The sequence below is a fragment of the Pseudomonas sichuanensis genome (assembly GCF_003231305.1).
In the GTDB taxonomy this organism is placed as follows: domain Bacteria; phylum Pseudomonadota; class Gammaproteobacteria; order Pseudomonadales; family Pseudomonadaceae; genus Aquipseudomonas; species Aquipseudomonas sichuanensis.
In genome coordinates this window covers 1-10,510 of sequence record NZ_QKVM01000093.1, presented here as the reverse complement: position 1 = coordinate 10,510, position 10,510 = coordinate 1, and the positions used below count along the sequence as shown (strand labels likewise).

At 61.5% G+C, this 10,510-nt stretch carries 10 protein-coding genes and 2 pseudogenes; 3 read left to right on the top strand and 9 right to left on the bottom strand.

The features are described 5' to 3' along the window. Nucleotides 1-85: 85 nt before the first annotated feature. A complete protein-coding gene (locus DM373_RS27790) occupies nt 86-964 on the bottom strand; it encodes a Dyp-type peroxidase (protein WP_110996537.1) in 879 nt (292 codons plus the stop codon). 182 nt (nt 965-1,146) lie between these two features. Between DM373_RS27790 and DM373_RS27785 the strand changes: the two genes are divergently transcribed. Next, nucleotides 1,147-2,043, top strand: a complete 897-nt coding sequence (locus DM373_RS27785) for a bile acid:sodium symporter family protein (protein ID WP_110996536.1) — start codon at nt 1,147-1,149, stop codon at nt 2,041-2,043. 111 nt (nt 2,044-2,154) lie between these two features. On the opposite strand, the gene DM373_RS27780 is transcribed toward DM373_RS27785, so the two are convergent. Continuing rightward, the gene (locus DM373_RS27780; protein WP_110996535.1) at nt 2,155-2,616 is read right to left on the bottom strand and encodes a sterol desaturase family protein; all 462 of its coding nucleotides are present in this window, start codon (nt 2,614-2,616) and stop codon (nt 2,155-2,157) included. Between the two features lie 439 nt (nt 2,617-3,055). Here DM373_RS27780 and DM373_RS27775 point away from each other — a divergent pair, with 439 nt between their 5' ends. Next, complete coding sequence (locus DM373_RS27775; protein WP_110996534.1) at nt 3,056-3,769, top strand: MgtC/SapB family protein; 714 nt, start codon at nt 3,056-3,058, stop codon at nt 3,767-3,769. Here the strand turns inward: DM373_RS27775 and dksA are convergent. From dksA to DM373_RS27760, 3 genes are all read right to left on the bottom strand, one after another. Next, nucleotides 3,766-4,173: an RNA polymerase-binding protein DksA gene (gene dksA / locus DM373_RS27770; RefSeq protein ID WP_110996533.1), complete on the bottom strand. Its 408-nt coding sequence runs from the start codon at nt 4,171-4,173 to the stop codon at nt 3,766-3,768. The genes DM373_RS27775 and dksA overlap by 4 nt on opposite strands. Nucleotides 4,174-4,277: 104 nt before the next feature. Further along, nucleotides 4,278-5,615, bottom strand: a complete 1,338-nt coding sequence (locus DM373_RS27765; RefSeq protein ID WP_110996532.1) for a dihydroorotase — start codon at nt 5,613-5,615, stop codon at nt 4,278-4,280. A gap of 2 nt (nt 5,616-5,617) precedes the next feature. After that, complete coding sequence (locus tag DM373_RS27760; RefSeq protein ID WP_110996531.1) at nt 5,618-6,178, bottom strand: gamma carbonic anhydrase family protein; 561 nt, start codon at nt 6,176-6,178, stop codon at nt 5,618-5,620. Between the two features lie 135 nt (nt 6,179-6,313). Here DM373_RS27760 and DM373_RS27755 point away from each other — a divergent pair. Further along, nucleotides 6,314-6,418 (top strand): annotated as a pseudogene (locus DM373_RS27755) (transposase); the annotation flags it as partial. A 10-nt stretch (nt 6,419-6,428) separates the two neighbouring features. On the opposite strand, the gene DM373_RS27750 reads toward DM373_RS27755, so the two are convergent. The 4 genes and pseudogenes from DM373_RS27750 to DM373_RS27735 form a co-directional block, all read right to left on the bottom strand. Then, nucleotides 6,429-8,012 (bottom strand): lipase family protein, encoded by a 1,584-nt coding sequence (locus DM373_RS27750; RefSeq protein WP_244215141.1) that lies wholly within the window; start codon nt 8,010-8,012, stop codon nt 6,429-6,431. A 609-nt stretch (nt 8,013-8,621) separates the two neighbouring features. Beyond that, entirely contained in the window at nt 8,622-9,164 is a 543-nt protein-coding gene (locus DM373_RS27745; RefSeq protein ID WP_244215140.1) for a hypothetical protein, read from the bottom strand. Between the two features lie 269 nt (nt 9,165-9,433). Next, complete coding sequence (locus DM373_RS27740) at nt 9,434-10,213, bottom strand: hypothetical protein (RefSeq protein ID WP_110996530.1); 780 nt, start codon at nt 10,211-10,213, stop codon at nt 9,434-9,436. A 14-nt stretch (nt 10,214-10,227) separates the two neighbouring features. Further along, a pseudogene (locus tag DM373_RS27735) lies at nt 10,228-10,510 on the bottom strand (DUF4123 domain-containing protein); the annotation flags it as partial.

The window sequence follows — 10,510 nt, the reverse complement described above, 5'->3', positions numbered from 1 at the left end:
TGCGTCGACATCACATATGAATGCGCATACAACTTTCAAAACCAACAAACCGATGGTTAGTGGCTAATGGCTAAGGCAACCAGAATCACCCCAACAACACCCGCAAATCAGCCCCCGCCTCACCCATCGGCGGACACCAGTAATACCCCCCACTCAAAGGCCGGCTGAAGCGGTAAAGCCCATCAACCACTCCATCCTCCAACCCACTCATACGCCGCAGCTGCACCTCGAACGCATCCAGCGAATACCCCAGCGCAACAAACGCCAGCCCCGCCCCACGCTCATCGGCCCAAGCCACCGAACGCCGCACGACAAACGCCTCGGGCGCGAAGCTCTCCTGGGCCGTACGCTTGACGTGCGCCGACTCCGGCGCGTCATCAAGCTCCTCGTTGTCGCTCAGGCGCCGCCCGATGATGTTGTCCTGCTCATCCTGCGGCAGCGCCTTGAAATAGTTCAGGTCATGCTTCCACAACTGGAACGCGGCAAAGCTGGAGCCGGCCAGGCCTGGTACGTCACCTGGAACGATGGCGGCATCGACCGCATCCTGGTCCACCGGGTTTTCTGTACCGTCCTCGTACCCCGTCAGGTCATGCCCGCCGCGATGCAGGAAACCATCAACGCTATCGACCAGGCGCAACGCCGGCGCCAGCATCGCTTGCAGCGCCTGGGCCCGCAGGAACAGCTCTCCACGCTCCTCGCCACGCAGCCACAACCACAGCGCGTGCTGGGTCGCCGGGTTCTCCACCACGGCGTCCAGCTGCGGGAAGCTGCGCAGGCCCGGCACTTCGCGGCCCAGGGCCTTGGCAAGCGGCGCGCCGACGCACAGGATCAGGCTCTGCCCATCGACTTCGCCGATCAGCTGGTCGAGCACGGTAGGCAAGGCCTCATGGCTATCGAGGGCGAAGAACAGGTGGCGGGCATGGGCCGGCACCGGGGTGGCAAGCAGACCTTGCTGGAACGGCATCACAGGCTAATCCTTCGGCAAAACGCAGATGCTACTGCGCCAGGCGCAGCATCGCAACGCGACGCAGGGCCGCTGTGCCCGTGGCCTTGGTAATAAATGGTTACCAAGTATGGCCCTTTGCGATTAGCTATCGTTCAGCCGCCACCTAGACTGCTCGGGATCCTTCGCCCGAGAGACCACCCATGACCGCCTCGCCGCTGCTCACAGCAATCCTGCCCCTGGCTCTGGGCATCATCATGCTCGGCCTGGGCCTGTCGCTGACCCTGGCCGATTTTGCCCGGGTGGTGAAATACCCCAAACCCGTGGTCATCGGCCTGGCCTGCCAGATCCTGCTGCTACCCCTGGTGTGCTTCCTGATCGCCAACGGCTTTGGCCTGGAGTCGGCGCTCGCCGTGGGCCTGATGCTGCTGGCCGCCTCCCCTGGCGGTACCACCGCCAACCTGTTCAGCCACCTGGCCCATGGCGACGTGGCCCTGAACATCACCCTCACGGCCGTGAACTCGCTGATCGCCATCCTCACCATGCCGTTGCTGGTCAACCTATCGCTGATCTGGTTCATGGAGTCGGACCAGGCCATCCCGTTGCAATTCGCCAAGGTGATGCAGGTGTTCGCCATCGTCCTGCTGCCGGTGGCGCTGGGCATGCTGATCCGCCACTGGGCGCCGCGCTTTGCCGCGCGCATGGAAAAACCGATGAAGCTGGTGGCGGCGCTGTTCCTGGCCTTCACCATCGTCCTGGCGCTGGCCAAGGACTGGCAGACGGTGGTCGAGTACGCACCGATCGTGGGTGGTGCCGCGCTGCTGTTCAACCTGCTCAGCCTGGGGGTGGGTTACTGGCTGCCACGGCTGCTGAGCATCCCGAAACGCCAGGCGATCGCCATCGGCATGGAGATCGGCATCCACAATGGCACCCTGGCCATTGCCCTGGCACTGAGCCCTTCGCTGTTGAACAACGCGACCATGGCGGTGCCAGCGGCGATCTACAGCCTGATCATGTTCTTTACCGCAGGGGCCTTTGGCTGGTGGGTGAGCCGGGGGCGTGAGTTGGAGACGGCTACAGAGCAGAAGGCCGTAAGCTGATCCAAAGGCCAATCGCCGGCAAGCCGGCTCCCACAGAGCATGCGCATGGCTTGAGGTGAGCGCGGTCGAGGTGGGAGCCGGCTTGCCGGCGATTGGAGCGCGACGCGCGCCCTAGCGCTGCCGGCGCTTCAACTGCTGTTTCAACACCCGCAACGGCGGCGCATAGAAGAACCCGAACGACACACTGCCCTGGCGGCCTTTCACCGCATGGTGCAGCCGATGCGCCCGATGCAGGCGCTTGAGGTAACGGTTGACCGGCTTCGGCGCCCGTGGCCAGTGCCGGTGAAAGAGGCCGTCATGGGCCAGCACGTAGGCCACGCCATAGCCCGCCACACCGCCGCCCACCCACTGCAAAGGCGCGTGCCCGGCCTTGCCCAACGCCACCAGCGCCGTAGCGATCAAGCCCAACGCGACAAGATACAGGTCATTGGTTTCCAGCATGCCCAGCTGCGGTTCATGGTGCGAGCGGTGCAGCCACCAGCCCCAGCCATGCATGACGTACTTGTGGGCCAGCGTGCCGACGCCCTCCATGGCCACCAGGGTGCCGAACAGCACGGCGAGATTGAACAGCATGGGAGGGTCCGCAGGTTGGCAACGAAAGGCGCAAGGGTACCACTGCCCAGCGCCGATGTTCCATGAAGGCCGCCCGCCTGCACGCGCCTGCGTAACACAAATGTCATGCGCTCAGCCTTGACCCTGCCAGGCTCAAGGCGTAAGGTCCGCCGCGCATTCAAGCATCCCCCGCACAGGAGACCCCTGCATTGGACAGTAGCCCCAGTCGCTTGCGACAGGCCCACACGGCGAGCTAGTCCGGCAGTGTCCCTGCCACTGTCTCGCCGCACTCGGTAGACGGTGGTTTCCTCAGGTCTTTGACGACCTACCCTTCCTCCTCTTCCCCGCCCCGCCACTTCGTTGGCGTGCCGGCCCGTGGTCCTGCGCATTCACCGTTTTCAACCGCGCCGCCGTGCAAGCGGCGCCTGCATGGGCCAAGGCCTGTGGAACGAGGTTCGCTATGGATTGGAAAATCTTTCTGCTGCGCGTGAGCGTGGCTCTGGTACTCGGCGCGCTGATCGGCGCCGAGCGGCAACTGCGTCAGCGCCTGACCGGCCTGCGCACCAACGCGCTGGTCAGCACCGGCGCCTGCCTGTTCGTGCTGATGACCCAGGCCGTGCCGGGCATGAGCCCCAGCGATGCCTCGCGCATCGCCGCCTACGTGGTGTCGGGCATCGGCTTTCTGGGCGGTGGCGTGATCATGCGCGACGGCTTCAACGTACGCGGCCTGAACACCGCCGCCACCCTATGGTGCACCGCCGCGGTCGGGGTGCTGTGCAGCCTTGGCCTGCTGCTGGAGGCCGCGCTGGGCAGCCTGGTGGTGCTGTGCGCCAATATCCTGCTGCGTGACATCGCCCAACGCCTGGACCGCCAGGAGGTGGTGCCGGCCAGCGAGGTCGAGCAGCGTTTCGAAGTGCGCATCGTCTGCCGCGCCGAGGACGAGATCCAGGTGCGCAGCCTGATGCTGCACAGCCTCAGCGACCCAGGCCTGCGCCTGCAGTCGCTGCACAGCGAGGACCTGGCCGACCCTGCGCGCCTGGAAGTGCGTGCCGAGCTGTTGGGCAGCCCGCAGGCGCCCGCCACGCTGGAACGCCTGGTCAGCCGAGTGAGCCTGGAGAAAGGCGTGAGCTCGGTGCGCTGGCAGCTGCAGGCCCTGGCGCTGAACAGCGATTAACCATCGTGGCGCAGATGCCGCTCCCGCAGCTCCTGGCGCTCCTTGGCCTCGATGCTCAGGCTGGCGGTGGGCCGCAGCAGCAGGCGGCGCAGGCCGATCGGCTCGCCGGTTTCCGCGCACCAGCCGTACTCGCCACGGGCCAGGCGTTCCAGCGCCTGGTCGATCTTGTCCAGCAGCTTCTTTTCGCGTTCCAGCGAGCGCAACTGCCAATGGCGTTCTTCCTCGGCGCTGCCGATATCGGCCGGGTCGCTGTGCACCTCCTGCTCGCGCAGGGCGCGAAACTCACTGTCGATGCGGGCCTGCAGCGCGTCGCGTTCGGCCAGCAGCAGGTTGCGAAAGTATTGGCGTTGGGGTTCGTTCATGTAGGCGCTGGCAGGCTGGCGCAGCAGTTCGTCTTCAGTCATTGGTGTACTCCTGTGAAATTCTAGGGGCGCTTAGCGCCCCAATCGCTGGCAAGCCAGCTCCCACACCTACAGCGCCTGTGGGAGCCGGCTTGCCGGCGATTGGGCTAACGCTCGAACATCAACGGCAGGCCCTGGCAACCGTCCTGCACCCGCCCCTCGTGCCAGGCCAATTGCCCGGAGACCACCGTACTGCGCACCACATGGTGAAAACTGCGCTGCGCAAACGGCGTCCAGCCGCAATGGGCCAGTACCGGATCGGCCGCCACCGGGCGCGGCACGGCCAGGCGCTCTACCAGGGCAAAGTCGGCCCAATACCCCTCACGCAAGAAGCCCCGCTCGCGAATGGCGAACAGCTCGGCCACCGCGTGGCTGGTCTTGCGCACCACCTGCGCCAAACTCAAGGCCCCCTCGCTGACCAGCTCCAGCGCCGCCGGTAGCGCGTGCTGCACCAATGGCAAGCCGGCCGGCGCGCGGCTGTAGGTTCGGCGCTTTTCCTCCAGCGTGTGCGGCGCATGGTCGGTGCCGATCACGTCGATGCGGTCCTCGGCCAGCGCCCGGCGCAGCGCTTCGCGGTCGCTGGCGGTCTTGATCGCCGGGTTGCACTTGATCAGGTGGCCGAGGCTGGCGTAGTCGCTGTCGTCGAAATGCAGGTGGTGCAGGCACACCTCGGCGGTGATGCGCTTGCCGGCCAGCGGGCCGGGTTCGAACAACGCCAGCTCCCGCGCGGTGCTGAGGTGCAGCACGTGCAGCCGGGTGCCAAAGCGCCGGGCCAGCTCGACGGCCAGGCTGGACGAGCGATAGCAGGCCTCGGCATCGCGAATCAGCGGATGCGCGGCCGGCGGGATGAACTCGCCGTGCCGGTCGCGCCACCAGGCCTCGTTGTCGAGGATGCTGGGTGTGTGTTCGCAGTGGGCGAGCACGATGGTCGGCGCATAGACGAACAGTTTTTCCAGCACCTGCGGGTCGTCCACCAGCAGGTTGCCGGTGGACGCCCCCATGAACACCTTGATCCCGGCCACCTCGCGTGGGTCGAGGGCGGCAATGGTGTCGAGGTTGTCGCGGCTGACGCCGAAGTGAAAGCCATAGTTGGCCTGCGACCCCGCCGCCGCCCGGCGCCGCTTGTCGGCCAAGGCTTCGCGGGTCAGGGTCGGCGGGCTGGTGTTGGGCATGTCCATGAAACTGGTGATGCCCCCGGCCACCGCCGCCCGCGACTCGCTGGCGATGCTGCCTTTGTGCGGCGCGCCCGGCTCGCGGAAATGCACCTGGTCGTCGATCATCCCCGGCAGCAGGAAGGCGCCCTTGGCGTCGATCTCCCGATCTGCGCGCACGTTATCGATGCTTGCGTCGATCCGCTCGATGCGGCCGTGGCGCACCAGCAAATCGGCGTCGAACTCACGCCCCTCGTTGACCAGCCGGGCATTGCGTACCAGCAACGTGTCCATGCTCAGAACTCGTTGTGCAGGGCCTTGTAGCCCTGCACCAGGTCGATGTTGGTGCGCGCCACGTCCTCGGAGAACTCCGAGGCCGAAACGCTCACCGGCGGGTAGCTGGCAAGGTCGGTGTGCGGGCCGATGTGTTCGGTGGGCGGTACGTAGAAACGCGCCGGCAAGTCGCGGCCATCGACCACCGAGTTGTGCCGCACCACGCTGCCGTCACCCACCTTGCAGTTGAACAGCACGCTGTTGAAGCCGATGAACACCCGGTCGCCGACCTCGCACGGGCCGTGCACGATGGAGCGGTGGGCAATGGAGCTGAATTCGCCGATGCGCACTGCAGCGCCGGACTTGGAGTGGATCACCACGCCATCCTGGATATTGGAGTTGGCGCCGATGACGATGGGCTGCATGTCGCCGCTGGCATCCACCTCGTCGGCGCGGATCACCGCGTAGGGGCCGACGAACACGTTGTCGTGGATGATCACCTTGCCGCAGATGATCGCGGTGTGGTCGATGTAGGCCGAGGCGGCGATTTCGGGGAGATGGCCGGAGGGGTTTCTGCGGATCACGGAGGGAGACCTTGGTCGGTGAGAGCTGCAAATGTTACGTTATAACAATTACAATGCAAGCACTCTCGACAGGCCTCATCGCAGGCAAGCCTCCCCCACTTGATTCAGGCTTGTGCGGTTGGTGGGAGCCGACGAGGGCTCAACAACCGGATCAAGGTGATCAAGCGCATGGCCTACGGTTACCGGGACAACGAATTCCATTTCATGAAGATCAGGAATGATGTTCCCGGTAATCCGTGAGGAACCTTTTTCATACCAAGTTCAGAGGATCAGACGGATCGCTCTCGGCATCGAGCATGGCGAATATCTCATCGGAGGTGACTACCTTGATCTCCGGCACCCTCGAGGCACGCTCCGTCGGCGCCATGGCCAAGGGCTCGACACGGGTGTTGGTGAGCTGCGCCTGCCACCGCGCCAAGGCTTCGGCCAGTTGCGGCTGGCCGGCGAGGGATCCGTAGACGTCGGCCTCGCTGACCGGTGCGTGGCGTAGGCTGCCCAGGCGTGCATGGGTGGCCTCCAAGCGTTCCAGTTCCCGCTCGATCTGCGGCAAACTGGCTTCATGAGGGCGCCGGTAATGGTCGCCCAGCGCTAGCCTGGTACGGCGCTCGCGCAACTGCTTGTCGATCGCTTGCAGGGCGTCCTCCACCACTTCCAGTTCCCGCACGGTCACCGCCGGCGTGCGGTTGGCCAGCGCCTGCTGGTGGCGGCGCAGCATGGCCCAGCAGGCCGGCACATAGCTGGTGACCATGTAATGATCGTTGAGGCTGAACGAGCGGTGCTCGGGCAGCTTGTCCACCTGCCTCAGGTACTGGTTGCAGGCAGCTTGCGCGGTGATGGTGGTGCAGCCCGGGCTCCAGAGGATGGCCGACGCCTCCTGGTCACTGAGCTGGATCGGCATGAAGTGGCGCAGGTCGCCATGGTGCTCGTAGGGCTCGCCGTCCTGGTTGACCAGGCCTGAGTGCATGATCTTCATGCCCAGCGGGAAGCTGATCGGCGCCAGGATGGCGCCTGGGGCGATCACCTCGTAGCGGGTGTTCATCCATGGCAGCGGCAGGTTGGGAATGAGGTCGTCGTTGCTGACGATGCGGTGGTGCAGCAGGTCGGCGGCGCTGCGGGTGAAGGTGGCGTCGCCAGCACGCGGGGCGCCGTAGGTGTAGAGCTGCAGGGGGTAGCGGCTGTCGGATACGCGCAGCATTTGCGCCAGCAGCAAGGCGATTGCACCGCCTAGGCTGTGGCCACAGATGATGAGCTGCTGTGACTGGTAGAACTTGTCCAGGTAGCTTGTCACGAACAGCAGGGCACGCTTCGCCGCCAGGTAAAAGCCCCGATGAACCTTGCCGCTGCCCTCTTCGAACGGTACCTGCAGGGCATCGAAATCGCGAAGCAGGTCAGGGATCATCTCGCTGGTGCCGCGAATCGCGATGATCATCACGTCGGCGTTGTGGGTAATGAAGGCCTGCGTGTCCGTAGCGTCTAGCTCCTTCCTGTCATCCAGGAAATGAATAGAGGCCGGGTTCTCCTGCTCTTCACCCAAATCGGGACTGTTCTCCTGATAGAGGTCAGGATCGAATGGCACGATTTCCCATCGCTGTGAGTAGGGCACATCCTCGTACAGCGGGAAGTACTCCTTGGGTTGGGACGAATCAACGCGCCAGATCTCCTGGCCACAGGCCAGCGCCTCGCCAAACCAGTTTCCGACGGTGGGGGCATGGGGAAAACTGACCGAAGCGGCCAGCACAGGATGGCCCGGTGGCTCCTGGCCGAACGGGTTGTAGCTGAGCGTGGCCATCAAGGCCAACTGATAAAGATTCAGCGCGCAGAACTCAGGGTCCATTGATAGCACGGGCCGGAACGCTCGAAGTGGGCGGACCTCCAGCACAGTATGCTTGCCGGGCATGAGCGCCACACCCCACTCGCAGTGCTTGCCCATGATCCGCCGGAGCCCTTTGGCGGGTGGGAAGGAACGTGCTGATAGCGGAGGAAGGTGGCAGCCATGACGGACAAGCTCCCGAACTTCAACTTGAAGAAAATAGTCCGCATGCTCGCCTGCCGGGTTGGAAGTCGTTCGAGTGCTGTCGTGGTTCACATAGCGAGTTTGTTCTGCACAAACCTGAATGTCTGTAATTTTTAGCGGATAGTGGCGCCGTTTTTGCAGCCATGAATAACATTCATCACCGCCCGCGTAGTCAACTGTAAATCGCAAGCACACTGGACCAGCGTAATGACTTTGGATCTCCCCTCTACCCTCTGCATTTAGCGCACCCTTATATATCACCCCCTCCATGTCGACAACCTCATAAAAAGCCCCCGCATATGAGGAGCCACTCCCTAGCTCATCCACTAACTGAAAGCTTGTTGATTCGTCACGACTTGGGCAGACCAACATAAGGCCATTCACTGGATGATTTATCTCTTTTATGAACTCGTCGCGATTCATCATTGATTATTCACCACAGTTTGGATAAATGTTGCAGATGCGTCCGTCCGGCATCTTGAAATTCACAAAATCTGTTTGATTTCCCCGGCAAAACCCGTAAAGATCATTCACACCCTTCCCTAAGCATCTCTTCCATCCATAGGGGAATTCGATCCAAGTATCTCCAATTGAAGGGATTTCTTTACCTTCGAGCCTAATATTCATCCTCACTGTTTTTCCAGGAAGTTGACTGGCCAGGTAAGCACCAAAAGGACTCCCGAGAGAAACCTCGCCGCGCTCATTGTCTTTCTTGCAGTCTAATATTTTTCGAATTACACGATCCGGCCCCATAGTTCGAAATAGCCACTGACATTTACCGTAGAACGTATCTCCATCCTCGGCATTCATGACGCGCCGATATTTTTCATCCAGCTCTGTATAAATTCCAACATTAGCCCTATCTTCTGATCGATGGTAAAAAGCGCTCCCGTAAGAGGCCATTATTCTGATTTTTATATGACTAACAATCATCCGGCAGCCCTTGATTGATTTTCGAATCTCAATGTTCAACGTCGGGTTGTACTCTCTTAGGCCAATTCCTATTGAACGATGGCATGGTTCTACGCCAATCCGTAACTTCGCACTTTGTCCCGGGCTCCGGCTCATAGAGCACAACCGCCGCGTAGCCAAAGTCAGGGGGTAATTCACCCACAAACTTGAACGTATTCGGCTTTTCTTCAGCGCATCCAGCTAATGCGGCCAAGCCGATCAGCAACAAATATTTTGATGCTTCTCGATTCATAACTTTCCTTGTTAAATCTCAATAATTTTTCGGGTTTTCAATTCGCAACTTCACAGCCTGGGTAAATATTGCAGATACGCCCGTCCGGCATCTTGAAGTCAATGAAATCTGTTGTGTTCCCCCGACAAAAACCATACATATCCTCAACCCCCTTCCCAAGGCAGCGCCTCCAGCCCGATGGGAACTCAACCCAGGTGTCTCCTCCAGAAGGACGCTCCTTTTCCGAAAGCCTAATATTCATTCTGATCGTTTTTCCCGGCAGCTGATCCACCAAGTAAGCACCGAACGGACTTCCAGCAGAAAGCTCACCGCGCTCATTGTCCTTTTTGCAATCTAGCAACTTTGCAATAACGCGATCCGCCCCCATGGTGCGAAAGAGCCACTGACATTTTCCGTAGAATGTATCCCCATCCTCGGAGCTCATGACACGGCGATACTTTTCATCCAGCTCTGTATAAATTCCAACATTGGCTCTATCTTCTGATCGATGGTAAAAAGCGCTCCCGTAAGAGGCCATGATTCTGATTTTTATATGTCTAACAATCATCCTGCAGCCCTTGATCGTTTTTCGAATTTCAATGGTCAACGTCGGACTGTACTCTTTAGGCCAATTCCTATTGAACGATGGCATGGTTCTACGCCAATCGGTAACTTCGCACTTTGTCCCGGGCTCCGGCTCATAGAGCGCAACCGCCGCGTACCCAAAGTCAGGGGGTAATTCACCCACAAACTTGAACGTATTTGGCTTTTCTTCAGCGCATCCCGCCAGTGAAACCAAACCGACCAGCACCCCACACTTGAGTATCGAACTCTTCATACTTTCCTCCCTGTTCAAAACACCGTGCGAAGCCGCAACCGTTCCAGGTGCACCTGAGGGCTTTCATCAACCAGCGGCGCGCACTCACGCGGCACCTCGTACCTCGGCGAGTGCAGGCTCAGCATCAGCAGGAACTCGATCGCCTCCCCCGTATGCCAACCCCAGGCCCGGGCCTGGCGCAGCTGGCTTGCCAGCCAGTCGAGGGGCGCCTGGCTTTCGGCGAGGGCGCTGTAGGCAGGCAGATGCCGGCTGCAGAGATAGCGATGGGCATTGGCCAAGACGACGCCATCGCTTGCA

Bases quoted from the DNA above. Each gene is read 5' to 3' on its own strand.
- DM373_RS27790 (WP_110996537.1), bottom strand. From the start codon at position 964: ATGCCGTTCCAGCAAGGTCTGCTTGCCACCCCGGTGCCGGCCCATGCC.
- DM373_RS27785 (WP_110996536.1), top strand. From the start codon at position 1,147: ATGACCGCCTCGCCGCTGCTCACAGCAATCCTGCCCCTGGCTCTGGGC.
- DM373_RS27780 (WP_110996535.1), bottom strand. From the start codon at position 2,616: ATGCTGTTCAATCTCGCCGTGCTGTTCGGCACCCTGGTGGCCATGGAG.
- DM373_RS27775 (WP_110996534.1), top strand. From the start codon at position 3,056: ATGGATTGGAAAATCTTTCTGCTGCGCGTGAGCGTGGCTCTGGTACTC.
- dksA (WP_110996533.1), bottom strand. From the start codon at position 4,173: ATGACTGAAGACGAACTGCTGCGCCAGCCTGCCAGCGCCTACATGAAC.
- DM373_RS27765 (WP_110996532.1), bottom strand. From the start codon at position 5,615: ATGGACACGTTGCTGGTACGCAATGCCCGGCTGGTCAACGAGGGGCGT.
- DM373_RS27750 (WP_244215141.1), bottom strand. From the start codon at position 8,012: ATGGACCCTGAGTTCTGCGCGCTGAATCTTTATCAGTTGGCCTTGATG.
- DM373_RS27740 (WP_110996530.1), bottom strand. From the start codon at position 10,213: ATGAAGAGTTCGATACTCAAGTGTGGGGTGCTGGTCGGTTTGGTTTCA.